Origin of the sequence: Lysobacter enzymogenes, assembly GCF_023617245.1 — a bacterium.
GTDB lineage: Bacteria > Pseudomonadota > Gammaproteobacteria > Xanthomonadales > Xanthomonadaceae > Lysobacter > Lysobacter yananisis.
Genome location: NZ_CP067396.1, coordinates 5,598,440 through 5,622,449 on the forward strand (window position 1 = coordinate 5,598,440; position 24,010 = coordinate 5,622,449).

Below are 24,010 nucleotides of genomic sequence, written 5' to 3' on the forward strand. Positions count from 1 at the left end.
TTTTCGTCCAAGATGCACAGGCCACCTTCTCGCGCTGACGCTAGTGCATGATGGGCTTGGCGCGCTGCTCGTCCTGCTGTCGCTGCGTGGCCTCCATCGCTAGCTGCTGATCGCGCTGCTGGTTCACCATCTGCGTCTCTTTCAGCGTGTCCTGCATGTTCGGAGCGGGGCCGTTCGCGGACACGGCTGCGTGGAAGCCGGGAGTCACACTGCCGACCCAGAGCTTTCCGTCTGCGACGCCGACCTGACCCACACGTTCCACGTCGGGGATGCCGTTACGCTTGGCCTCCAGCATGGCCTTGGCCACCACCTCGTCTGGAACGCTAGCAGGGGCGGCGCCCCGGATCTTCGCGAACATTGCTTGGTCGGCAGGCGATAGGCGCGCCAGTTCGCGTTCTGTTTCCCGCCGATCTTGAGCGGGTTCGCCTGCAAGCTGTCCGTGGACGGCACGCGAATCGACAGGTTTGCCGGGCTCCGCTTGCGAGTACGACGGTTGCGCGGACTCCCTAGCCCCTACGTCCGCCAGCATGTCCGAGACTTGGGTTTTCGGCGCAGCCACGATTGGGTTGTTTTCCGACGCCGCGTAACCCGCCAATGCCGGCGCCGGTGCCGCGCGGACCTCGGCTGTCGGCGCAATCGGCGCGGTTTGCTGCGGCTCGTTAGCGAGAACGGTCTGCGGCTTCTGCCCGCCCGTTGCCTGCGCCGGCTGCCCCTGCACCTTGGCGACTTCGGCCCCGTCGGCCTGCGGCACTGCTTTCTGAGCCTCGATCTTGGCCTGCTGGGCCACCGCGAGCGCCTGGAGCGTATCGGGGTCGACATGGCCCGTTTCAGCCAGGCCGTGGTCGCGCTGGAGGTGGCGCACCGCGTGTTCCGTCGCGGCATCGAAATGCCCACGCTCGGGGACTGGCGCATCGTCCGGGCCGCGATAGCCCACCCGCTGAAGCCGGTACTGCAGCAGCTCGACCTCCTGCCCGCGGTCGCCGCGCTGCAAGGTGCTGTCGTCCGGTGCTGGAGCAGGCGCCACAGCGACCGCGGGCGCAGCCGGCGCCGGTGCGCCGGCCTCCGCGACGTCCGGTTTTCCCGTCGTCGGCGCCGGGGTTGCTTCTGCCGGCGACGACGCAATGCGCGGGGCGGACTCGGCCTCCGCGACCGCCTGCGGCGCAACCCGGGGCGCCGCGGCGGCCGGCGCCTCCACGGCCGCGCTGGGCGCGGTTTCGGGCTGACGGGGCGGCGGGACAGGGTTGGCCGACTGGGCCGCGATCACCTCAGGTTGCGGCTGCTGGTCCGGTAAGCCGGAAGTTTGGCGCTCGGGCTGCTGGGGAGGAGCGGAAAATTCCCCGTTGCTTACGGTGGGAGCCTGCTTAGCTTCGGGACTTACCGCCGCGGGTGTAACAGGCGCCGACGTGGCCGATGCTACCGGCGCTCCGCTGGAACGGTCCGGCACCGCCTCGGCGTCGCGATGCCCAGGCTTTGACGGTGGTTCCAACGGCTTACTAGCCGCCAGATCTGCTTCGGCGGGTTTCGGGGGTTCAACCGGCGCCTGGTCAACGGCCCGCGGCACCTCGACCTTCGTTGGCTGTACTGAGCGCTCCGCCGCCACGGCGCCGATGACGATCTCAGGCTCCACGTCTGCACGGCCAGCTGCCGCCACCGCTTCGCGCGCGGTGCCCTGCACTTCGTCGCGCGTCAGGCCGACGCGATTGGCTTCCCGGACGACCTGCTCCAGAGCTTCCTGCTGCTTGGGCGACAGGTTGGCGATGCGCAGCTCCGGCGCCTCTGGCGAAGTGGGCGGCGGAGACCGCAGATCCAGCATGGCGAGTTGCACTTCCAACGGGCTCGTCACGGCATGGACCCGGTTCGCGCCATCAGCATCGCGGCCGATATGCTCGATCGGGCTGTCGATGTCGAAGTTGCCCGCGGCATTGCGTCCGAGGTGCAGGGACGTAGCAAGCGGTGCGACACCCTGCTCGTGCTGGGTTCGCCTGACAGCCTCCAGTGCGGCCTCCAACTGCTGGGGATTCGGATTGACGTTGTGGACCTTGTAGGTCGCCATCAGATCCGCGCGCTCGATGTCCTCCAACGTGGGCGGCTGCCTCGTAGGAATGACCGCCAGTTGCTGCTCGTGTTGCGCCAATTGCGGCTGTAACGCGGTGCGTGTGCCTTCCAACTCCTGACGCAAGTTCCCTGCGGCGACAACGGACTCGCCGTTGCGCTGCCACTGACCGTCTGCGGTGCGCTGGTACAGCTTGCCGTCGGACGCCACCAGCGAGTCGTCGTGCAGTGCGGCGCTGATCGAGGCAGGGACAGTGCCAAACCGCTCCCATCCTTCGCTCCGATGCGCCATCGCGTATCTCGCCGCCATCGGCGCCGGTCCGTTGGCGATGTTGTCGAGGATCGTCTGCTCCGCCGCACGATTGAGTTCGTCCGCGCGTTCTGGGCCGGCCGAGTCGATCCGGACCATCGGCACGCCGCGCTGCTCGAAGCCGACCACAACCTTCCGGCCCCATTCGCCGCTCACCGGATTGCGCTCCCAATCTGCGCGACGCAAGCTTGGCGGATCGGTCTCCGCCGCGGCCTGTGAGTATGGGTTGCGCGGCGACTCCAACTTTCCGATTGCTAGTTCGGTGGCCGAATTGCTCGCCCGATAGCTCAGTTCGTTGGCCTTCTCCGGATCGGCAGAGAACGCCTGTTTCACCGGATTGTTCTGACCGTCGTCGCTCAGATCGCCCAGATCCTGCCGCACCCACTGTCGCCCGTTGGACTGCCAAGCAACGCCATCGCGATCTGTCTGCTTGAAGGTCTTGTAGCTATCCAGCACCGTGGCGACATGCTCTCCTACGTGCGCGCCGGCCACGGCCGCGCCGCCGACGACGATGAAGCTGACCACGCCGGGGCCGGTTGCTGCGGCCGTGGCGACCATGCCCGCTGTCGCGCCGCCAATCCAGCCGCCCGTGCCGCGGGCGGCGTAGTGGGTCAAAGTTGATTGCGCTGCTGACAGATTGTCTTGAGCGAGCAGCGTACTGGCTTGGTTCGCGCTTGCCTTAGCATCCGCGATACTTGCAGCAACGCCAGCGACGCCCGCTGCCGCCATTACTTTGGCGCCAGGACTCAACTGCGTCGGAGCTTGATATGGCCGAAGCTCGACGTTGCCGACCTTCTTATGCCATTCCGCCATTGCCTCTTCAGCGGGAGGCGCAGCAAATCGCTCAGGCAAACTACGGACCACCGGCGTAGCTCGTTGGGCCACTTCGGCTACGGCCGGCGAAATGGGCTCTGGCCGACTGCGAATTGCAGCTTCGATCGGGTCATTTATAACCCGCGCGCCGTCGTCCGGCATCAGCTTTGTCACCTCGCCCTTAGGCGAATCGCGCTCCACCTTAGGCCAAGCGCGGAACAGCACATTGCCTTCTTCTGAGCGATGGATGACGTTCAGACGTGGATCGTAGGTCTCCGGCAAACGCCGCAATAGCGGCTCACTGAAGAGCGCGTTATGGTAGTCCGTCATCAAGTTCTGACTGCGCGTACCTAGACCATTGCGCTGATAGCTGCCGCCGATGTCAGAGTGCGCCCCTGCAACGCTGACGCTCAGAAAGCGACCATCCTCCGACACGCCCGCGGGAATGATGCGGTCCACTGGAAATAGGCCGCGCCGCTCGTCAGCGGCGTTGATCTGGAATCCAGAGACTACCGATGGTGGCAAGCGCCGGTCCAACTTTTCCATCGCGCCGGTAGGCACGGGATCGTAGAGCCCCACAGTCATCGGAGTGTGCCCAGGGAACTGATGGAAGTGCGGATACGTCTTAGTGAGCTTGCCTTGCGCGTCGTGGACGTATTCGGCGCGATCCAGATTGGGGATTCCGCGCTCGTGAATCATTCGCGCTAGCAAAGGAACTTGGCTAGCGCCGCGACTGAATCCCTCGGCATGAATCGCGATTTTCGCGTCAGGATCGAGCCTGTATATCTTCTGCGCGCGCTCCACCAACTCTTGATATGTGCGCTCTGCGATTGATTCGCTGGTTCGACCTGTGGCTGCGTCTATGGTTTCAGCTACAGTATTTTTCTGTGTACCAGGACCGGCTTTGTACACGACATCGATATTGACGCCCGAATGCTTTAGTTTTTGGACCTGCGTTTCGAATCTCGCGACGTTGGTGGCATGCAGAGGATCCTTCCCGACATCGTTACCGGTGCCATCCATCAGCCCGATCAATAGGTACGAGTGCCGGTCCTTAGTATCCAGCAACGGAGGTACCTTGAACTTGTATAGCTCGTCGGCAGCTCTGTCGTAGCTCGTCAGATGCTCCGGCGTGGCCGTGTAGTACGAGACATCGGCCTTCGGAAGTCCGTCTTCGGCGAGTTGAACCACCTTCTTCTTGTTCTTTGTGTCTTCCATGGCGCCGCGCTCCCTCAGAAGGTCTTCGTCCAAGCCAGGATCAAATCCCAACGGCTCTTAACGTCGTCGCGTCCGGGAATCGGGAAGGATTTGGTCAGCACATGCGCGCTCATGTAGACATTGATGGTTCGGTCATTGACCTCCATCAGAATGTCGGGCGGACTGGTTTTACCCCCCTCAAAGCGGGCCCAATCTTCGTTGATATCCTCTTTGGGGACGTTATGCAGTACCCGCTGATCAGGGAATATGTCCCTGATGAGGTCGATTTCCGCGTATCGTTCCGCGCCGTCCAGCGGAGTCCACCGAACTTCAACCGGGCCGGGCGGCATATCTTCCGCCATGACGATGTAGCTGGCGGTCCAGCGCTCCTTCCAATCGGCTGATCGCGGCTGGCCGGACGCGCCATCAATTTCGTCGTCTAATGCGAACTGATGGTTGTCGAAGATGATGTTGCTGGCCAACGTGTTGTAGCAGCGAACGCCGAACGAGAACGCTTCGAAGGTCAACGGCCAAGGGAAGTCAGCCTGGACGTTGGCAGGGGGGGCGCCTTGAATCATTGCGGTATGTCCTGAGAGAAAAGTTTCGAATTCGGACGAAGCTCATCGCAACCGCGCACACCACCTGCACCGCGAGCGAGGCAGTTCGGGATTCTTGGTGCGCGGGAGAAACAAGACATAACCGTCCGTGTTCAACTGTCGGGCCGTATCGCCCATCCTGGGCGATATGGAGTTGCTGCCGATTGGGCTCGATCATCCAAAGTGTGTTGCGGTCGGGGACGCCATCGTTGGCGTCTCCCTTAGGTCTGCGGTCTTGCCCGGCGAGATTGATCCGACGCGCGGGCCGGCGTCAAGCCTAATCGTGGTCGATGCGACGTAGTTAGCAGGTTGATCTTGGAAATTTCCAAGAAGATGTTAAATCCGCGCTCAATCGCTGCCATCTGGGCGTGCTTGTAGAGTCTCAGCGGACGAGATTCCAGAGCGGTAATTTCCGGCTCGGCTTCGGCGGGGAATCGATGTATGCCACCAGGCCCGCCTCGCGTTGGACTGCCCCCGCTCCCGGCGCCGTGTGTCTGGGTGTGCCTGGAGCAGTGCCGGCCTGCCTCTACGGACTGCATCGCCATCGCCTGGGGACCGGGCGGAAGAATAGTGGCCACCGCGGGGCGAAGTAGCGGGAAGTCATGGACAGTTCTAGGCACCCATCGCGCGCTCCGCAGCACGCAGCACTACCGCGAGTTCACGAGCTACTCGACCGCCATGAGCTACCTCGCCGCCTGGGTGACCAAGTACGCGGATCAATTGATCGCGGAACTTCACACCACGCATTTGCAGTACCGAGACTGAGTATGAATCAGCCCGCACCAGCCGACCTCGGCATCTGTGTATCCCGCTACGAGTGCCGCTTGCGCACTCGTAGAGAACCGGCCGCCTACAACGACCAATCCTCCTTCGCGATCATCGAGGAAGTCCGCGAAAGGGACGAATGGGGCAACCCCGGGCGTCTAGTGCGCCGGAAGTTGCTGTCCGTCGAGGGGTCGTTCGGACCAACCTGGGCGGCACACCATCGATCGAAATATTCTGGTTGGCGGCTTGAGCTTGGCCCTCGCAGGGGACCACTGAGTTGGGCGGACGCGGCCGACCTGGTACCGGCCTGAGGACGCTTTGTCTCTGGCTTCCGGCATATTTTTCTGACTCGGCAGTTGTGCATTCCATCTATTAACTACCGTTACGCTTTCCCCAGCGCGACGGGTGTAGGCTGGCGCATCAGTATCTAGGAAAGACACACAGGGGCGTGGTAGAACCATGTTGCACAGTGAATTTGGGAAGGACCCGGCCAGCGTGGAGTTGCCGCGCGGGAAGTCGCTCTGGGGCGATGCACTCTTCTTCCGCGCTACGAGCGAACGTGAAGAAGCCGAATTGTTACGCAAGCAAATAGGTGAACGCCCGTACGCGGCGACAGGCACCGGCGAAAGCTGCGACCTGACGTTCTTGCGGCCCGGCGAGTGGGTGTTCGCGCCGTTCAAGGAGGCGCTCATCGCCGCTGTCACGCGGTGGGATCAGATCGGAATCAAGACGCGATGGTACGACTGGCGCGCGGACACGAGCGCAGTCCCTAGCTACGACGACTTCGTGAGCGATCACGCCGAGCGCCAGGAGCGTTTCGACAACAATCGATTGACCGTGTTCGAGGCTCTGGACCACGTCACGTACACACCGGAGACCTTCACCGGCTACTGGCTCATCGAGAATCTGCCGATGGGGATGAGCATGTTGGACTGGTACGGCCCGCGATATCGCCATTGCATCAAGCGCGATGCGAAGCTCATTGAGGCGAAGTGCATCATGCAAGAGGCGACGTTCGACCATTGGCGCTACGCGCCACGGAAAGGCCTCAAGCTGCTTGACGGACGTCGAGGCGAGTGGCGTTAGTCGGTACTGGCGCCCCAGACTCGCGATGCGACGGCCTAACTGAAACTACTTGTTGGCACCATCGCGAAAAATGCGCTTGCTCTGCGCCACCAACTCTGGATCGAAAATTCTCGCGTTGATCCCTCGCAAAGTTCGCCCTTTCTTTCGTGGTACCCAATGGGTGATGCAGCCGCAGTCTCTGCAGCGAAGGAAGTCCACATTTCGGCCATTCCACGCATAGGCGTCTGTGAGCCCGGGGTCGGGCAGCTCCAGTACTTGGTCAGCTTCGACGTAGGCCCAAAGCACGCCATAGCGGCGGCATAGCGAGCAATTGCATTCGGTGATCGTCGGCGGGAATGCGCCGAGGACGACTTCTACCGTGCCGCAATGGCAAGTGCCACGGATCGCCGATTCGGTCACGACATTTCTCGCAAGGGAGGCTCTCATCCTACCGGCGTGTCGTTAAATTGCCGTCGCATGACACCTGGCGCCCACCGGGCTGAAGCCGATGCTGCTTGACAGGCGCATGGCCAGAGTCGGAATCTGGAAAGCATGAACTTCAATATCGACCAGCTTAGCCTACGAGAGCTGACATCCCTTCCTATTTCTGCGGAGAAGCGAAAACAGTTCCTATCAAATCGTCGCACCGCCGCTTCGGTGCGCCGGCAAGCGGTCGCCCTTGCCGAAAATCATGGCTACACGATAGAGGATCTCTTTGGCGAGCAGCCTGCAGCCTCGCCGACCCGGCGGAAAAGGCGCTCACACCGCAAGCCGATCAAGGTCGCGCCCAATTACCGCGACCCAGAAAACGAACGCAACACTTGGTCAGGCCGGGGAAGCATGCCGCGTTGGCTAGCCAAAAAGATCAGGTTCGGGCATGACGCTACTGATTTCTTGATTCCGGGCATCGCGAAACCCACCGCGCGCAAGACCAATTCCGTAGGCAAACGGACAGTCGTCAAGCAAAAGGACCTGCCGACCGTTGCCTGACCAATGTGGGTAACTACGGTGTCTTGGCCCGAGCCGCCGCTGGTTCAGCAACGAGCCGCTGCATGTCTTCGGACGGAAGGACGATACCTTCCATCGTGAGGATGCGCTGGAATGTTCCGTCCGTGTTGAACACCAACATCACGCTCTTGGTCGAGCCCTTCACATTGCCTGTCCACATGCTCGCCTTCGTCACCACGTAGGTCCATGTATGTCCTATCACGCCACTCTGACCGACCTGCGTGCTGTCGGCTGGTCGACCTAGCAATTTCGTGGCTTCAGCCAAAGTGGTTTGGCCGATCTTCAACTGTGGCAAATTCGCCTCGTTGAAGTTCGAGCCAACGGTGGCTTTGAAACCACACATCAACAGCACGAGCAAAAAACAGCCGAGAATCCTTGTCACTTGCTGCCTCCTGGATTAACAACCGATGCGGGCAATATTGAAAAAGGCCGCCTTTAAATCGGAGGCTTTATTTCGATGCCGAGCCAGAGCCCTTCGCAGTCTGGTCGAAGAGATTGGTCAACTCCTTCGCTATCGACAGCTCTTTACGAAGTTTGGCGCGCTTCACGAAAACCATGATTACGAAGAAGACGCAGGCAAGTGCCGCCCAGTAGTTGTCTCTGTTGAACTGCCCCGCAATGATAAATAGAGGCAATGCAATTGCAATGAGTGTATGAAGGTAGTTGAGGAAGTCTATATCAGCGTTAATTATCTCCGCCTTGTTTTTCAGCGCCAAGACCAGTCCAGTTGTTCGTGTGATGGAAAGCTCCTTACCTCGCAATCTCGCAAAGCCCGCAAGCTCCGAGAGGCACTTGGCGTAGAAGTCCTCGTCCTGCGAGATAAGATCTAGCTCAGTGAGCTTCGAGTTTTTACGCTGTCGCCTAAAGCGCCGTTGCTCTTCAAGATGCTCCTCGCGTCTGTGTCTGTACTGCACGATAAAGTCTTCGATCGGATCCGTCATACTCGATATCCGTGGTTTAGGTTTTGAGTCCTGGCAGGCATGTTGATAGCGAAAAAACCCGCTTGACAAGTCCACAGCTAACCCATTGATCCGTAAGACCCCGAAAATTGAAGTCTGTGGTTTTCGGTCCACAGCTGCGGAGAAAACGGAGAAAAAGTGGCGAAAATTTCGCCAAAATTGGCGCGTGCCGTTTTCTCCAAAACCACAGGCGCACGACGAAAAGGCCGAAAATAAGGCGTTTTCGTAAGGTGCGGAGAGGCGGAGAAAGCCGTTTGACGTAACGGCGTGGTGGAGCCGCTAAACCCCGGCTCCAACTCTCTATCGGGGCCGGCGGGGACGGTTGGGGGCCACTGAGGCCGCTACCGAGCAATTCTGACAGCCGGCTCTTCCAATGATCAGATGCCAGACGCGTGGTCTACTCCTGGCCGCCGGGGCGGCGGCGGCTACTCCGGGACCACCCCACCCGAGGGGACACCGCCCCATACCCGTGCCTAGCTCCCTCCGTCAAAAAGATCAAGCGAAGTGCCAAAGGGCTGCGCCGATCGAACCGAGAATTCCGAGGACGAACAGAGCCGCTACAAGCAGCCAGAACATCCCGAACAGGAACAAGCCGGTCCGGCCAATGACATATGAGCCAGCAGCTACTGCTATTACCATCGCACTGAAGCGCACCGGCTTGGGCCAACCGGCGCCCAGGTCAAGGCCGTATACCAACGACAAGACGACGACCACCGACAGGAACAAGCCTACGACGGCATAGAAGATCGAGAAATCGAACAGGCCGCGGGGAGCCGGCTCGTCCGCCCGCATAGCCTCCTCGGAGTCGTAGTAAGCAACGGTGCCATCAGACCGCCGCTTGGAGTACCTCGTCGCCATCGCCGTATCGATCCATCGATAACTCGTCGTAACGCAGGTTACCCAGCTCCAGACGAAATCCACAGCCCCATACAAAGCACTGCGTCGCAAAAAAAGCAAGCGGGACCGGTTCTCGTCCACCCATCGGAACCGAGGCGCGTTCCGTACTTCGCCCCCCCCCGAGGGCAATTAGTCCCGCGGCACCTCTCTGCGGAGATGCGAACTGACCTCGTTAACGGTCGGGATCAATTCGGCCACTTCGCATCCCAGCGCGAAGGCTAATTTCAGTAGCGTGAGAACCGTTGGGGCGGTCTTACCGTTCTCGACCATGCCCAACGCGGCTCGGTCCATCGGCACACCGTAGGCCAGGTCGTCTTGGCTCATGCCCCTACGCAAGCGGACCTGCCTGATGCGCGCCCCGACTAGGACTAGAACTGGCGACGTTCCTGAGCGCCCAGGCCCCCGAGACGGCGTCGGCTTCGGCTTCTTTCGAATCAGGCCAGGCATCGAAGACTTCGACATTGCGCAAATGTAGATCGATAGACGCAAGAGCGCCGCTGTCTTTTAGCCGGCGGCACCTACGCCGCATGTATTATAACGGCCGGTATTGAAACATGATGTATCAACACCGCATGTATGGATACCGCAGGTACTAGTACTGCCGGCTCAAAGCCGCTTGTACGACGCCTGCACAACTGCGAGCGTTCCTCTAGTCAGTACACGTCTTTTCCGAAGCCTGCGGCGCGCGCCATCGCGATCAGCTCGGACTCCTTCTCGACACCGAGCTTCGCCAGCAGTCGCGATTTATGGCGTCGGACGGTAACCTCATCGATCCTGAGTCGGACCGCGATCTCCGCGTTGGAGAAACCCTCAGCAAGAAGCGTCAACACCTGCAGCAGTCGCCCTGAGATCTTCCCCAACTCGCTGGGTTCAAAGAGCGTCGCTCCCGCTAGGGAGTCATCGATGTACCGCTCGCCTTTGGCAACCTTACGGACCGCCCGGATCAGCACCGAAGCGTCGGCCGCCTTGATCACGTAACCCAGCGCGCCAGCGCGTAGCAACTGCGCAGGAATCTCCGCAGTCTCCACTGAGGAGACCACCAAGATCTTGCAGTCGGGGTCTAGCCGGATCAGTTGCTCAACGACGAACAGGCCGTTCCTGATGGGCAGGTAGTAGTCGCTGACGACGACATCTGGCTTCATTGCAGCGTAGGCCGTCAATGCAGCCGCTGCTGAGTCAGTTGCACCGATGATCTCGATGCCGGCAGCCGAACCCAGAAGCATTCGAAGGCCCGCAACGGCAAGCGGGTGATCATCAACAATGAGCACGCGGATCATGCGCCCTCCTGGCTTGAATTGATCCTTGGGGACGCGACTTAGCCAAATTTCGCTTAGAGCATTCAAGCGATTTCTGTTCAATCAGCACGACAATTGTTCCCTCTGGCACATTTTCGTTCAGCTAACCAACGCTGCGTCGATTGAACAGCGTTGAACAGAATCGGCGCATCGATTGAACAGTGTTCAATCGCGGGCAATTTTTCTCACTTTCATGAAAAACATCTTGCAAACGGGTGTGGCGAGACGTGACCCTATTGCCGCGACACGGAGGGTCGTATTGCCATGGCTGAAAACGGAATTCAACGTTCATCGCGTCGGGGCAGCATTCCTGGGGTTACCCCCATTCGGAAGGATGGCCATGTCGTTGGATACCAGGCACGCACCGTTCTTCCTTCGAAGCAGATGCTCACGAAGTACTTCAGTGTTCGGAGCTACGGCGCTGCTTGCGCTCTCGCGATGGCGATCCGCGAACGCCGTCACCAATTGATCGAAGCGGGAACGGAGCAACTTCGCGCTGAGACTCCGCGCACATCCACAAAGAGTCGCCCGAGCAGAATCACGCGCCTGTTGAAGCTCGCCCCGCTCGATGTCGATCTTGAGGCTCAGGTTGCGAGCGATCTATTAGCCGAATTGGGATCGAACCTGGCTGGCATAAAGCGCGAGGACATCACAAATGCGGAGGGCTGGAGTGTTGCCGTCGACCCAGGGCGAAAATCCGCACGCCACTATTTCCTCGATGCTCGCCACGGCGGAGCAGAAGCCTCATTGAAAGAAGCCATCACCTATCGAAACACCCTGCCCGCCTATCGAGTCCGTAGAAAGCGCTAGCTTCGTCCGCCAGCTTGGGTAGGTGAGCGGCGACCGGGCAAACAGGACGAGAAACCCCAGCAACAACATTCACAATCGGAAGTGGAGTCGGTATGAGCAAGAGCAATCGTCTTCCCGCGTTGCCCGCCACAGTGCTCGTGGCGATCCTGGCTGGCTTCTCCCATCCGGCGGCGGCGATCGACATCGTGTTCGACCCCAAGAACACCGCCGAAAGCATGAAGCAGTTGGAGGAGATGAAGCGCTCCTACGACAAGCTCAACGATCAGTACAAGGAACTGCAGAAACAGTACAACCAGCAGTTGGTCAACGGTCAGTCTTATTTCGGCCGCGATGGCGTTAAGGTCAAACTCGACCGGCGGCCCCTCGGCTATGGCGTGCCCGAGCGCTGCACCGATATCAAGAACCCCGGCCCCAAGCAGAAGGAACTCTGCACAGCGCTTGTGCAGACCCAGAACCGGCAGTTCAACGCAATGGTGGACCTGCAGGAGCTGACCGAGGCCCGGGAGGGCGAACTGAAGGACATCTACAAGGAGCGCTCAGAGATCAAGCCGGACGAAGCTGGGCGCTTGCAGGCGAACAACAACCGCTTGCTGTCATTTCAGGCGCGGACGCAGGTGGACCTCCAAAATGCGCAGAACATGCTGGAAGCCTATGGCGGGCAAGTGCGCGTTCTTGAACAGGAGCATTCGAAAGCCGCGCAAGCGGTAATCGAAGGCGAACACACCGGCAGCAAGATCGATCTCAAGAAGCTGGGCCAGGGCGGCATGCGGGCCGCAGCGCTCAAGGCTGCGTTCGAAGTGGCCAAGCGGCGCGAGCGGTGATCAGGAACTCGGCACCCTAAACGGAATTTCTAGCATGCTCGACATCATTTCAGCCGGCCTCAGCGGCAGCCTGCACCTGCTTCGGGCCGGAATTCCCGACGGTATCGACAGCCTCGGCTTCTTCGCCCTGTTCAAAGACTTCCTCGACGGCGAAATCGCAGAATACTCGCGCAACCTGCTACGGCGTGTCGGCACATTAGTTGCCGTTGGCGTTACCCCGCTGGTCACGCTTTGGATCATCTACCAGGGCTACCTGAGGGTCACCGGTCAGTCGCAAGGCTCGATGGCAGCGTTGAAAGTTGAAGCCACCAAGATTGTCCTAATCGTGACCATCGCCGGTGCGTCCGCAAATTTCCAGGATTCGATCTACAAGTCGATGACGGATGGCTTCAGCCAAGTCATCAACTATGCGATCAGCGGCGAAGACGAGACCACAGTCTACGACGATATCGACAAGTCGCTGGCTCTGATGCAACTAGCCATCAGCAGCATCGATATGCTCGACGTGGGCGACAGCTCAGTCGCCATCAAGAAGCGCGACCAGGCCAGCCTGCTCGCCGGCCTCGGGGTAGGCGGTCCCGCGGTAGTCGGCGGGTGCCTTCTCATCCTGAACAAGTTCGTCATCGCCATGCTGCTCGGCGTCGGGCCATTCTTTGTCCTGTGTCTCATCTTCAAGCAGACGGAAGGGCTGTTCAAAGGCTGGCTGAACTCGTTGCTGGGATCTCTGATGGCTATGGCCTTCCTGAGCGTGGCGGTTACCCTGGCGATGGACGTCACGCTCGCGCTCGCAGGAGGGTTTTGGGCAGCCGAAGGATTGTCCCGTCTGCTCGGCATGGGCACCGCTTCCGAAGGCATCAACAGTGTTGTTCAGATGCAGGGCATCTTGGGCTTGGTGCTTACGACGCTCATTATGGGCGCACCGCCCGCGGCTGCGATGTTGTTCAGAGGATTGCTCGCGCACTTCAACCCATATTCGGCAATGGGTGGCCCCAGCGGTGGTGGCGGCAGTGGGAACAGGAGCGGCGGCGCTAATCAGCCGTCATACCCCACTAGCCCCGGCGGAGGTGCCCCGACCCCGCCACCAAACCACGCCGTGGCGAGAGCCGAGAATCCCGAACGCATCGATCGCGACAACATTAGGCGCAGTTGAACTGGCAGATCGGAGAACAGAAGTGCGACGACCACAACTACTAGCCATCGGATTCGCTCTGCTCGCGCCACTCACGGCCCACGCGGAAGGAGATTGCCCCTCGGGGTATTACCGCTATTCCACCCCAGGACATCGGGGGGACTGCGTTCCTATCCCCGCTCTTCCTGAGCAGGCGCCTACCGGCCCTCACTGGCGCAAGACTTGGGGCGCAATTGCCGTTGATGGCGCGACCGGAGCCACCGGGGTCACCGTGGGGAGTAGGACAGAACGGACCGCAAAGAAGGAAGCACTAGAACGTTGCCGACGCGATGGGAACTCGCAATGCAAGGTCGTCCTTTCATACGAACACCAATGCGCTGCCATCGCCCTGCCAGCGGGTCAATCTAAAGGCCCACCGGCCATCGTTGCGGCGGAGAACGAATACAAGAGCTCGCAGCTAGCTCTCGATGACTGCAAGGCCAAGAACGGCGTGACGTGCGAGATTGCTTACAGCGAATGCTCGACTCCAGTGCTTGAGCGCTGATGTGTTGCAGATGCAAACGATGATAGAGCTATGACTACCAAATACTACGTAAGCCGGGAAGGCGATAAGTTCATCCGCCCTGTTGCGATTGCGGTCATTGTTACGCAGCTCTTTCTGATGCTCGCGTTCTTGGCGGTGCTCGCGTCCTGGGCGTTTGACCTGAATCTTTACGTCGTTGCTCGATTCATGTCCGCGCTGACAGGCACGTCGGTGATGATCGTGGCGGCGCAGATATGGAAACTCTACTTCCTTACTCGGCGCAAATTGGCGGGGCTTCGAGATACTAAGATCGTATGGCTGGCCTCGGCGGTAACCGCCGCATGCGTACTGTCCACTGTCGTTGTCGCCACCACAATTCCTTCTATGAGCGCTGACGTTTCCCAGGAAACGGCAGCGGCGGTAATGGCCGCTCAGTTCATCACGGTATTGACGACGGGCCTCTTTGCCGCCAAATCGACTATGGCTTTCACCGCACTGTTCGAAGCAATTCGGGTTACCGAAAGAGCCCGACTCAACTAAGCCTTACGAGCGACCTATGAGCGATAGACAGCCAACCGCTATTCGTCACGTCTTAAGCATGGCTTTGATGATCGCCCTGCTTTCAGTCGCCGGTTGCTCCGGAAAATCAGGAGCAAAGATGCCCACCTACGACAAGAATCCCACCCCAAAGCAACGATACGACGTAACGGTTGTGATCGAAAATGCGCCGGGTCCATTCGCAGTCGTGCATGGGGCTGTGCAGTACGACATTGCCAACATGGACTGCCTACCGCCGGCCGAGAGCTTCTCCGGTGCACAGACAACGCCAATCTCTACATTCGTGCCCATCGCCCTTAAGCGCGTCAACGACACGACTTTTGAAGGACAGTTTGCGCTGGATGAATTGGTCGATGGTGACTACTTCGGGCGAGGGATCTGCCACTTCAAGCCCATTGGCCCTTCCTTCTCCCTTAAGGCTAGTCAGGCAGCTGGCGACACCAAATTCGTCGCGAGCCGTTGGGCCAATGAGTTGGAGCAGGCGGACCAACTAACAACCTATTACTGGCGGGCCAGCTATCCCAGGCACGCCAAGATCGAGGACTACTCGGACCTCGGATCGAGCAGCCCCGACGAGTACAAGGAATCAGTTCGTAGCGAGTTGTTCAGTGTTTCTGTCAGGACCAGGAAGGTGCCGGAATGAGCATGACCACGCAGCAGTACGCGAACCTCGCGCAGGACGCTTACAGGTCGCCGGACATGAGCAGTCTCGACAGCCGCCGTACCGTGATCGACGGGGTCGAGTACACCATTCGCGCCCATGTAAGCAAGGAGTCCGGCTACCAAGGGACGATCTACCAGCGCAACGACACCAAAGAGATCATCGTCGCCCATCGCGGTAGTGAATTCGACACTCAGCCGTTCAAAGACGGCGTCTTCGCCGATGGTGGAATGGTTGCGCGACGCGTCAACGCGCAAGCTGCGGACGCACTTGAGTTCACTCGTAGCGCAATCGAAATGGCTCAGACTAGCCGCGATGCGCGTGGCATGGAGCCTCAAGTGACAGTCACGGGCCACTCGCTCGGCGGCTGTCTCGCCCAGATCACTGCTGCAAAGTTGAACCTCAACGGCGAGACCTTCAACCCGTATGGCGCGGTCAGCCTCGGCATGCGCATCCCCGAAGGCGGCAGCAACGTGGTTAACCACGTCATGGCCGGCGACGTGGTCAGCGCCGCCAGCAAGCACTTCGGCAAGGTGCAGATGTACGCCGAGCCGGTCGAACTGAACGTCTTGAAGGCGTCCGGCTATGAGGACAGCGGCAGCCAGTGGGATATCCGCAATCCCGGTAAAGCCGCGGTGACCGGCGGCGACTCGCACCGCATGCACCACTTCCTCGATGTCGATGGGAACGGCCAGTCGGACCGGTCGATCCTGTCGCAGCCCCAGGCGCGCGACTTGGCCGAGAAGCACCGGCCGATGATCGACAAGTACCGGGGCGACATCGAGAACATGCGTGCCGGCGTCTCCATCGGCGTCGCTGTCGCCAACGGCGCTCAGGGAATTGCGGGCGAGATCGGCCGACACCTGCCCGAGAAGACGGAGAGCCCCTTCAAGGACGCCAGCGGCGCTTTGCCCCATCGCAGCGACTCGCCCAACACCGACCCCCGCACCCCTTACCATCCGGACAACCCAATGTACCTGCAGATCCGCGACGGCATCGGCGCGCTGCACGGGCACGAGGGCCGGCCCTTCGATGAAACGGCCGAGCGCACGACCGCCAGCCTGCTGGTCGCGTCTAAAGCTAACGGCTTGAACCGAGTCGACCACGTCATTCCCGGCCAGGCCACTCAGAACGATCAGAAGCTGTTCGCAGTGCAGGGCGACTTGCTCGATCCCACGCATCGCCGCGCCCAGGTGTCCGTCGCTCAAGCAGCGCAGACGCCCGTGGACGAGTCCTTCCGGAAACTCGAATCGGTGGACCATCAACTTGCACGGGCTCCCGTCCAAGACCAAGCGCAAGAACAGAGCCGCTCTGCCGCGACACGGTCCGTGTAGCTCACAACTGGAAACCGGCGCCAACCGCACCGCTCTTGTCGGAGAAGGTAGGAGGGCTTTGTGTCTAAAATCTTTGTACCGGCGTATATGCATTGGAAGCTGCCAACTTGGTTACGCCGTTTTTTTATTCCACGCGCGCCAGACACCGCTGCCACAATCAGCTACGAGACCAAGCTGATGGCCGCGCGTGCGCGCTCCATCCTCTGGGCTCTGCGGCCTCCGGCATTCGACCCGGTCACGGCGCGGTATGCCTCTCCGGGTTCGGCGCTGCTGATGCGTCAACAACTCGCCATGACCCTGGGGCACCTGTCGGTCGACCAGGTCGCCGCCCAACGATTCGACTTGACCGCGCAACTGCGCGAACGACTGGAGCGTGAACTGCGCGTTCCGTTGACCTATACGCTGGGCTATCTCTGTCAGGACGGCCAATGGCTCTGTTGTACGCCCATCGCGGGCCTGGAGCAGATGCTACGCACCGGCATCGCTCCTGACGCTCGGGTCAAGCTGCACGTCTGGCTGACCCTTCCCAGCCACGAAATCATCGATCCGACCTTCTGGGCGGTTTTGCCCGCCTACGCTTGCGCCGACGAGCGGAAGAATCGCGGACTGTTTATGCATCCCGATCAGATGCTGGGACGTTCCTATCACCCCCAATGGACCGGAGAAGGCTTCGTTCGCCGAATAGGGCTCCTAAAGGAGTACGACTCGTGGTGAATGACGGTGTCATCAATTTCGATGTCGTCAACCGGGGCGCGTTGGGCTGGCGTGTGTCGATCAACGGTGAGGACGACCTGCCTTCCTTCCCCACCCGTGAGGCTTGCGCCGCGGCCGCGCGCGTTCGCGCCCGCCGGCATCACCAAGACTATGGCGTGTCAACACGAGTCCGAGTTCCGCGCCTGGACGGGACGCTGGAAACAACGGTCTGGTACTCGGCGCCGGAGGAATTTCTCGATGCGTTCAACGGCTCCGAATCCAGCCAGGAGATGCGCTGGGCCTGCGACCAGTACGGGCATGTGCCCCGGTAGCGGTTTGGCCGGCCGAGGGAGCCCGCCAAGGAACGCTCAGGCAGGCTCCTCGCTTCTTAGGCAGTTATTGCATACGGAGAGGTTCATGTTATTCAGCCCGGTATTCGTCTCACGGCAAGAGACCGTTGCATCCCAATCTAAGTCAATACAAATTTCCTACCTTTAAGCCATCCGGTTTTCTGGCAGAACGGTCGCGGACCCAATCATTGCTGATCACGCGTGGTCGCCAAGCACGCTCGATAGGGACATCACATGAAGAAGATACTACTGGCTTCAACACTGGCTTGCGGATTGGCCTATGGCCCGATCGCTGCAGCGCAGCATGAGGAACTAAGCACAAGATCCTACGCAACGTACTCCTACGCCATGGAGCAATGCGAAAAGGGTTACGCCAATCGGCTCGATTTGCCCGAGAAGAACGAGCAAGGTGAAACCCGTGTTACCCCCGGAAGCGAGAAGCCCTGCCATGTAGTACCAGGTGTCGAAGTACAGACCACCTATGGCTCTGGCAGCAGCGCCCGGATCGTTCGCTTTGGTGCCATCGAGATGGCGTGGGGCTGGACCGTCTACTCCGGCCCCGACTACGTCGATCCCAGTCCCTTCCAACCTTACGATGGTGCCTGGAATCGGTACTACTACCGCAAGGATACTGGCCCCAATACCTTGGGCAAGCCATCGTGCGAGGTCGGCCTCGGCAACCCGATCAATGCCTTCAATGGCAACAAGTTCGAGGAAGTCCGTGATCTCGATGCCGCCGGCAGCAATGGTCTTCTCGAGTTCAACCGCTATTACAACAGCGGTTGGGAAGCCAAGCGGGTCAGCTTGGGGCGAGGCTGGTCGCACTCTTTCAGCAGCCGTGTCTTCGACATAGGCGAAGGCCTGTACGAGCTGGCGCAGGATGACGGCAAGATTCACTACATGACGCTCCGATCCGATGGGACCGTCGCGGTGGCTTCGCCTGACGGTGGTTCTGTAAGCAGTTTTATCGGAGCCGACGGCCGGCGCTTCAAGTTTGTTTCGCCCAAAGGTTACGTCGACACCTTCAACGCGGCGGGGCGACTGATCGAACGCGCGTTCTCCAACAGCACGTTGTCCCTCCAGTACGACGGGGCCAAGCTCACCCGGGTCGTAGATGAACAAGGTCGTGCGATCGCGCTGGCGTATCGCAGCGACGGCTATCTTGAGGCGGTGACCCAGGCGGACGGGAATCGAGTCGAATATCGATATGTCGATGCCAGCACCGCACCCGACGACAAGCTGTTGTCCTCAGTGGCTGGCGGAGGGGGCTTTGGCCACTACTACATTTATACCAACCGCCTTTTGACCAAGACCCTGGATGCGAACGGCCAGGAGAAGGCTCGATTCAGCTACAACAGCCGGGGACAAGCGGAGACCACTCAAACCGCGGGCGGAGTCGAACGCAGGGTCACGTATCCGTCGGACCCTTCGTTTATGGAGGTGTTCGAGGACAGCGTGCGTGTCGCGTCGATCGAACGCACCACCGTCAACGGGGAAGATCGACCGGCAAACTACAGCGCGGCGATGTGCAAGAACACGCTGAACCTGAAGACACAGTCCTATCATCCCGATGGAACGGTCAAACAGACCGGCGGCTTCGACGGCAACATCACGGCCTTTGAGCGCGATACGAAGGGACGCGTGACCAAGACGACCCACCTCGACGCCGCCTCCACCGTGCTCAAGACTGTGGAAACAGATTGGTATTCTAGCTTTGACCAGCTGTCGGCACGTCGCACGTACGACGCTCAGGGCACGTTGGTGCTGGAGGAGCGTTGGGATGTGAACACGCGGGGCCAGGTCACCCTCGAATCCGCGCGCGACCCGATTCGCAATGAAACCCGGTCGGCGGCCACCGCCTACTGCGAACAACCGCAGGTAGATTCGGGCACCTGCCCCAAGGTCGGCCTGGTACTGTCGGTGGATGGCCCCCGCACCGATGTCAACGACATCACCCGCTTCGAGTACTACGCCAGCGACGCCGCCAGCTGCTCCACCATGCCGACGACCTGTGAGTATCGCAAGGGCGATCTGCGCCGGGTCGTCAATGCAGCCGGCCACGCCAATGACGTCCTCCGCTATGACGGGGCGGGCCGCATCGCCCGGACCCGCGACGCCAATGGGCTGATCACCGACCTCGAGTATCACCCCCAGGGATGGCCGGTGGCCTTGAAGGTTCGGGGCGCCGACGACAGCCGGGAGACGGACGATCTCATCACCCGCCTGGCGTATGAACCCACCGGCGCGGTTAAGAAGATCAGCCTGCCCGACGGCAGCTCGGCCGAGTACAAGTATGGCGCCCAGCACTTGCTCACCGAGATCATCGACCAGGACGGCAATCGCGTCCGGTATACGTTGAACAAGTTCGGCGACCGGGAAAAGGAAGAGATCCTGCGAGCCGACGGCACGGTCCTGGCGAAGTCCAGCCGCGCCTATGATCGGCTTGGACAACTGCAATCGGTCACCGATGCGTACGGCCGGGTTGCTCGCTATGGCATGGTCAATGGCAAGCTGCATCAGTACAGAGATGCCTTGTGGAATGCCAACGCCATCAACTGGAAGCGCGACAGGCTGTACACATACGACGCATTGGGGCAGTTGACGCAGGAGCGCGCGCTCTCCGGCCAGTACAACTTGCAGGTGGACACCTTCTACGAGTATGACGCGCTGGGCCAGTTAGCCAAGGTCACCGACCCAAAGGGGCTGGCGACCGTCTACACGCGTAACGCGTTGGGCGACTTGCTGCAGCTCAGCAGCCCAGATACCGGGGTCAGCACCCAGACCTACGACGCCGCCGGCAACCTCAAGACGGCCACCGATGCGAAGGGAATCGTCACACGTTATGGCTACGACGCGCTTGGGCGTATGGTCAGCACCCAGTACGGCGACAACCGCAATCTGGATGTGACGCTGAACTACGACGTTGCGCCGACGGCCTGCGCTGCGGACGAGCGCGCCAGCAAGGGCCGCCTATCCGAGTTAGTGGACGCCAGCGGCAGCACGCGTTACTGCTACGACCGCTTCGGGCGCGTGACCCGGAAACAGCAGACCATCAACGGAACAGCGTTCACCCTGCGGTACGGCTACACGACCGCGGGCCAGTTAAGCGCGATGACGTATCCGGATGGCACGGTGGTGGATTACGGCTACAGTGCCGTCGGCAAGCTCACGTCGGCGGGCGTCACGATGCCGGGCCGGGCACGTGCGATCGTGCTGCAGAACGCCACCTACTACCCCTTCGGCCCGCTTGCTGGCTGGACGTACGGCAACGGCCGCAGCCTGGTTCGCACCTACAACCAGAACTATCAACCTGGCATCGTCCAGGACACCGCACCGGGCGGTCTGTCGATCGGTTACGAGTTCGATGAGGTCGGCAATCTGAAGGCAGTGCGCAAGGGCGACCAAGCCGACCCGCCGGTCCGGAAGTACGAGTACGACCAGTTGTACCGCCTGCTGACCACCAAAGACGGCAGCACGAATGGCGTCCTCCAGGCCTATACCTACGATCTGAATGGAAATCGGGACTCGATCACAACCGGCGGACGCACGACCGACTACACCTACGCAGACGACAGCCATCGCTTGAGCAAGGTGGGCACGGTGGCCCGTAGCTACGACGCCCTAGGCAACACCACCAGCATTGGTGGGCAGCAAAAGACGTTCGACTACGACGAGACCGGCCGCATGACCGCCGTCAAATCATCGGATACGACGCTGATGCAGTACGCCTATGACGGGAAGGGCCAGCAAGTTCGCCGTTATCTTGGCGCAAGCACCAGCAGCTTTGCGATCTACGGCGAGTCCGGTCAGTGGCTCGGCGAGTACGACGCTACGGGCAAGCCGAAGCAACAGGTGATCTGGCTGGGCAGCCTGCCGGTGGCCCTGTTGCAGACCGAAGCGGCGAATACCGCGCTGCACTACATCGAGGCCGATGCGCTCGGTACGCCCCGTGTTGTCATCGACCCGAATCGGAACGTTGCGGTTTGGAGGTGGGATCTGGCGGAGGAGGCCTTCGAAAACAGTGGTCCCACTCAAGACCCTGATCAGGACGGCAAGCCGCTCGTGTTCGACATGAGAATGCCCGGCCAGCGATTCGATGCAGCTAGCGGGATGCTGTACAACTATTTCCGCGATTACGACCCAACTACCGGTAGGTACTTGCAAAGCGATCCCATCGGACTTCGCGGTGGCGTTAGTACTTACGCCTATGCACTGAACGCACCGACGACACTAACTGACCCTTTTGGACTGGCTCCACCAGTTGTTGATCGAATGGCGAAAGGGGCCAGCAGAACCTACACACGAAAGGAGTTTACAGATCGATTTGGTCCCTTCACGCCGAACGTCGAGCGTCAGCTCAACCGAGGTTGTGTAGGTGTAGCCTCGATCTATCAGGGAATGGGTGTGAACATGCCTGAGACCGCGCCTGGAATTCAATGCTTCAAGACACAAGATGAGGCCGAACTCAAAGCCCGGGAATGCAAAAATAATGTGGTCGTAATAAAAGAAGGCGTATGGAGAGATCCTGTCAAGAAATTTACGGGCCCCTTGTCTGTTAAGGGGGCAACTACGGCCAGCGATGGTGGCCACGCCGAATCGTTCAACTATGTAACTTGGCTCCTCGATGAAGAAGTTTATCTGTTGATGAACTACAGAGTCGAAGATGTTCCAGCCAACGGGCCGCAATTGATTCAGGTAAGATCTTCTCAGGGAGTGCAGCTGGCCCCCGACCCTCGGTATCCGGCACAAATGTTCTGCACCACCTGCCCGGCACCAACGAGGTGAGCAGCGAGAGCTTTCTCCTAACACTAAACAACAATCTAAGGTGCGCCATGAAATTCATAGCCCTTGCCTGCCTGAGCATTTTGGCTGCCGGCGTTAGCTCAACGGCTTATTCTGCTGAGTCGAAAGTGAGTATCGCAGAGTCGGCCAAACGGTATAGCAACGCTCAAAGTGAGCACGAGCGACTTCTTGCGTGCATTGAAGCTATTGATAAGAAGCTCATATGCAAAGAGTGTGAGCTGGATACTGTCAACGCAATCTTTGGAACAACCTTCTCACCGAAGGATCATTACAGGCAGGCAGACGACGGTTTATCTACTGTCGAGATACCACTTAGGCCCTCAGCTGCAGCGCTGAAGCAGCAAAATTCGCTCACCGCTACCCCGGAATATTCGGAAGCGAACCCTCCATCTGCAACTGCCATTTCAGGGTGGCGTCTCGGACTAACTTATGACAGCCTTGGAAAAGTAAGAATGTACTATCTTTCCAACGCAGGCTTAAGATCCATCGGATTCTGAATGTAATTGAGCCCGCTCAACCTAACCGCCATGGGGGATTGCCCCCGCCTTACGCAAAATAGGCGTGTCGGCAAAGACGAAGGCCGTAGCGAGGAGCTACGCGCCTTCGTCTTTGCTTTAGTGCTCCACGCCTGCCTCTTCGTGCTGCTCTACGCTGCAGAACAGCTCTCTCCAGATCCAAAGACGCGAACACATGGGCCAACCACGTTGGCCCTTATAGTGGACAATGAAACCTCGGTTCCCATGGCGCCGGAACTTGCCTCGGAAGAGCGCCATCGCAACGACGCTTCGACCACCTTAGACCTGCAGTCGCCACCAGCATTATCCCCCGCCCCTCCGGCACCTTCGGACCTACCGCCCCCAACTGCTGCCTCCATTCCGGCCGCGAAGATCGAGGACGTCACAGGCGTGGCGACGCAAAGTCCGCCGGCAGAAGCCCCTCTCGCGCTCGACGAGACTGGTGGTGCAGTCCAAAGCGAATCGTTGTCTCCCTTGCAGTTGGAGCGGCAGCAACAGCTCCGCGACCTGTCGGCGCGTGGAGCGGCAGTTCCTCAGGATCACGATCTCGTGGAGGACTATACGAGCGCCCTCCAAGAAGCGCTCTTACAGATGCTCGATCCAAAAGCCCTGCCTTTTGGAGCACGCTGTCGGATCCGACTCCATCAAGAGCGTGGGGGCAAGTTAGCGCAAATTGAACTGCTCCCAGGCTGCAACCTCGATACAGCCACCAAGACACGCATCGAGCGTCTGGCAGGTGGCCATAACTCCTTGCCCTACGCCGGGTTCGAGACCGTCTTTTCTGAAAGCGTTGAGCTAGATCTGCGAAATCCGAAGAACGACTAGCCGGCGCGAGGCGATCCGCGAGACATGGTCG

22 protein-coding genes are annotated in these 24,010 nt (G+C 60.0%); 14 read left to right on the forward strand and 8 right to left on the reverse strand.

The window, feature by feature from the left end; genetic code table 11:
• Window positions 1–40: 40 nt before the first annotated feature.
• Together JHW41_RS23325 and JHW41_RS23330 are read right to left on the reverse strand one after the other, a co-directional pair.
• On the reverse strand, window positions 41–4,426 hold the full coding sequence (locus tag JHW41_RS23325) for a phospholipase effector Tle1 domain-containing protein (RefSeq protein ID WP_250447857.1): 4,386 nt from the start codon (window positions 4,424–4,426) through the stop codon (window positions 41–43).
• Window positions 4,408–4,950: a hypothetical protein gene (locus JHW41_RS23330; protein WP_250447859.1), complete on the reverse strand. Its 543-nt coding sequence runs from the start codon at window positions 4,948–4,950 to the stop codon at window positions 4,408–4,410. Before JHW41_RS23330 ends, JHW41_RS23325 begins: the two co-directional genes overlap by 19 nt.
• A 1,278-nt stretch (window positions 4,951–6,228) precedes the next feature.
• On the opposite strand from JHW41_RS23330, the gene JHW41_RS23335 reads away from it, so the two are divergent.
• Window positions 6,229–6,819, forward strand: coding sequence for a hypothetical protein (locus JHW41_RS23335; RefSeq protein ID WP_250447861.1), 591 nt, complete (start codon window positions 6,229–6,231; stop codon window positions 6,817–6,819).
• 45 nt (window positions 6,820–6,864) lie between these two features.
• On the opposite strand, the gene JHW41_RS23340 is transcribed toward JHW41_RS23335, so the two are convergent.
• Window positions 6,865–7,218 (reverse strand): GFA family protein, encoded by a 354-nt coding sequence (locus JHW41_RS23340; protein WP_250447862.1) that lies wholly within the window; start codon window positions 7,216–7,218, stop codon window positions 6,865–6,867.
• Window positions 7,219–7,350: 132 nt separating this feature from the next.
• Between JHW41_RS23340 and JHW41_RS23345 the strand changes: the two genes are divergently transcribed.
• Window positions 7,351–7,788, forward strand: a complete 438-nt coding sequence (locus JHW41_RS23345) for an H-NS family nucleoid-associated regulatory protein (RefSeq protein WP_250447864.1) — start codon at window positions 7,351–7,353, stop codon at window positions 7,786–7,788.
• A 13-nt stretch (window positions 7,789–7,801) separates the two neighbouring features.
• On the opposite strand, the gene JHW41_RS23350 is transcribed toward JHW41_RS23345, so the two are convergent.
• From JHW41_RS23350 to JHW41_RS23370, 5 genes are all read right to left on the reverse strand, one after another.
• The gene (locus JHW41_RS23350; RefSeq protein ID WP_250447866.1) at window positions 7,802–8,188 is read right to left on the reverse strand and encodes a hypothetical protein; all 387 of its coding nucleotides are present in this window, start codon (window positions 8,186–8,188) and stop codon (window positions 7,802–7,804) included.
• A gap of 67 nt (window positions 8,189–8,255) precedes the next feature.
• The gene (locus JHW41_RS23355; protein ID WP_250447868.1) at window positions 8,256–8,747 is read right to left on the reverse strand and encodes a hypothetical protein; all 492 of its coding nucleotides are present in this window, start codon (window positions 8,745–8,747) and stop codon (window positions 8,256–8,258) included.
• 513 nt (window positions 8,748–9,260) lie between these two features.
• A complete protein-coding gene (locus JHW41_RS23360; RefSeq protein WP_250447869.1) occupies window positions 9,261–9,743 on the reverse strand; it encodes a hypothetical protein in 483 nt (160 codons plus the stop codon).
• 48 nt (window positions 9,744–9,791) lie between these two features.
• On the reverse strand, window positions 9,792–9,986 hold the full coding sequence (locus tag JHW41_RS27645) for a helix-turn-helix transcriptional regulator (RefSeq protein WP_250447871.1): 195 nt from the start codon (window positions 9,984–9,986) through the stop codon (window positions 9,792–9,794).
• A 329-nt stretch (window positions 9,987–10,315) separates the two neighbouring features.
• Window positions 10,316–10,939 (reverse strand): response regulator, encoded by a 624-nt coding sequence (locus tag JHW41_RS23370; protein ID WP_250447873.1) that lies wholly within the window; start codon window positions 10,937–10,939, stop codon window positions 10,316–10,318.
• 282 nt (window positions 10,940–11,221) lie between these two features.
• Here JHW41_RS23370 and JHW41_RS23375 point away from each other — a divergent pair, with 282 nt between their 5' ends.
• The 12 genes from JHW41_RS23375 (at window position 11,222) to JHW41_RS23425 (ending at window position 23,979) form a co-directional block, all read left to right on the forward strand.
• Complete coding sequence (locus JHW41_RS23375; protein WP_250447875.1) at window positions 11,222–11,767, forward strand: hypothetical protein; 546 nt, start codon at window positions 11,222–11,224, stop codon at window positions 11,765–11,767.
• 92 nt (window positions 11,768–11,859) lie between these two features.
• Window positions 11,860–12,588, forward strand: coding sequence for a type IV secretion system protein (locus JHW41_RS23380; RefSeq protein WP_250447877.1), 729 nt, complete (start codon window positions 11,860–11,862; stop codon window positions 12,586–12,588).
• 34 nt (window positions 12,589–12,622) lie between these two features.
• Window positions 12,623–13,738 carry a type IV secretion system protein gene (locus JHW41_RS23385; RefSeq protein WP_250447879.1) on the forward strand — a complete coding sequence of 372 codons (1,116 nt, stop codon included), beginning with the start codon at window positions 12,623–12,625 and terminating at the stop codon, window positions 13,736–13,738.
• A gap of 22 nt (window positions 13,739–13,760) precedes the next feature.
• The gene (locus JHW41_RS27650) at window positions 13,761–14,261 is read left to right on the forward strand and encodes a DUF4189 domain-containing protein (protein WP_428995420.1); all 501 of its coding nucleotides are present in this window, start codon (window positions 13,761–13,763) and stop codon (window positions 14,259–14,261) included.
• A gap of 30 nt (window positions 14,262–14,291) precedes the next feature.
• On the forward strand, window positions 14,292–14,780 hold the full coding sequence (locus tag JHW41_RS23390) for a hypothetical protein (protein WP_250447881.1): 489 nt from the start codon (window positions 14,292–14,294) through the stop codon (window positions 14,778–14,780).
• Between the two features lie 118 nt (window positions 14,781–14,898).
• Complete coding sequence (locus tag JHW41_RS23395) at window positions 14,899–15,441, forward strand: hypothetical protein (RefSeq protein WP_250447882.1); 543 nt, start codon at window positions 14,899–14,901, stop codon at window positions 15,439–15,441.
• The gene (locus JHW41_RS23400; protein WP_250447884.1) at window positions 15,438–16,793 is read left to right on the forward strand and encodes an XVIPCD domain-containing protein; all 1,356 of its coding nucleotides are present in this window, start codon (window positions 15,438–15,440) and stop codon (window positions 16,791–16,793) included. The genes JHW41_RS23395 and JHW41_RS23400 overlap by 4 nt, the downstream gene beginning before the upstream one ends.
• Before the next feature lie 87 nt (window positions 16,794–16,880).
• Window positions 16,881–17,507: a hypothetical protein gene (locus JHW41_RS23405; protein ID WP_250447886.1), complete on the forward strand. Its 627-nt coding sequence runs from the start codon at window positions 16,881–16,883 to the stop codon at window positions 17,505–17,507.
• Entirely contained in the window at window positions 17,504–17,818 is a 315-nt protein-coding gene (locus JHW41_RS23410) for a hypothetical protein (RefSeq protein ID WP_250447888.1), read from the forward strand. The genes JHW41_RS23405 and JHW41_RS23410 overlap by 4 nt, the downstream gene beginning before the upstream one ends.
• 252 nt (window positions 17,819–18,070) lie before the next feature.
• Window positions 18,071–22,621 carry an RHS repeat-associated core domain-containing protein gene (locus JHW41_RS23415; protein ID WP_250447890.1) on the forward strand — a complete coding sequence of 1,517 codons (4,551 nt, stop codon included), beginning with the start codon at window positions 18,071–18,073 and terminating at the stop codon, window positions 22,619–22,621.
• A 47-nt stretch (window positions 22,622–22,668) separates the two neighbouring features.
• Complete coding sequence (locus tag JHW41_RS23420) at window positions 22,669–23,136, forward strand: hypothetical protein (protein ID WP_250447891.1); 468 nt, start codon at window positions 22,669–22,671, stop codon at window positions 23,134–23,136.
• A 6-nt stretch (window positions 23,137–23,142) separates the two neighbouring features.
• Complete coding sequence (locus tag JHW41_RS23425; protein WP_250447893.1) at window positions 23,143–23,979, forward strand: hypothetical protein; 837 nt, start codon at window positions 23,143–23,145, stop codon at window positions 23,977–23,979.
• Window positions 23,980–24,010: the final 31 nt, after the last annotated feature.

Excerpts from the sequence above, each read along its gene's own strand:
- JHW41_RS23330 (WP_250447859.1), bottom strand. The coding sequence starts at position 4,950 with ATGATTCAAGGCGCCCCCCCTGCCAACGTCCAGGCTGACTTCCCTTGG.
- JHW41_RS23345 (WP_250447864.1), top strand. The coding sequence starts at position 7,351 with ATGAACTTCAATATCGACCAGCTTAGCCTACGAGAGCTGACATCCCTT.
- JHW41_RS23355 (WP_250447868.1), bottom strand. The coding sequence starts at position 8,747 with ATGACGGATCCGATCGAAGACTTTATCGTGCAGTACAGACACAGACGC.
- JHW41_RS27645 (WP_250447871.1), bottom strand. The coding sequence starts at position 9,986 with ATGAGCCAAGACGACCTGGCCTACGGTGTGCCGATGGACCGAGCCGCG.
- JHW41_RS23370 (WP_250447873.1), bottom strand. The coding sequence starts at position 10,939 with ATGATCCGCGTGCTCATTGTTGATGATCACCCGCTTGCCGTTGCGGGC.
- JHW41_RS23375 (WP_250447875.1), top strand. The coding sequence starts at position 11,222 with ATGGCTGAAAACGGAATTCAACGTTCATCGCGTCGGGGCAGCATTCCT.
- JHW41_RS23380 (WP_250447877.1), top strand. The coding sequence starts at position 11,860 with ATGAGCAAGAGCAATCGTCTTCCCGCGTTGCCCGCCACAGTGCTCGTG.
- JHW41_RS23385 (WP_250447879.1), top strand. The coding sequence starts at position 12,623 with ATGCTCGACATCATTTCAGCCGGCCTCAGCGGCAGCCTGCACCTGCTT.
- JHW41_RS23390 (WP_250447881.1), top strand. The coding sequence starts at position 14,292 with ATGACTACCAAATACTACGTAAGCCGGGAAGGCGATAAGTTCATCCGC.
- JHW41_RS23395 (WP_250447882.1), top strand. The coding sequence starts at position 14,899 with ATGCCCACCTACGACAAGAATCCCACCCCAAAGCAACGATACGACGTA.
- JHW41_RS23400 (WP_250447884.1), top strand. The coding sequence starts at position 15,438 with ATGAGCATGACCACGCAGCAGTACGCGAACCTCGCGCAGGACGCTTAC.
- JHW41_RS23405 (WP_250447886.1), top strand. The coding sequence starts at position 16,881 with ATGCATTGGAAGCTGCCAACTTGGTTACGCCGTTTTTTTATTCCACGC.
- JHW41_RS23415 (WP_250447890.1), top strand. The coding sequence starts at position 18,071 with ATGAAGAAGATACTACTGGCTTCAACACTGGCTTGCGGATTGGCCTAT.
- JHW41_RS23420 (WP_250447891.1), top strand. The coding sequence starts at position 22,669 with ATGAAATTCATAGCCCTTGCCTGCCTGAGCATTTTGGCTGCCGGCGTT.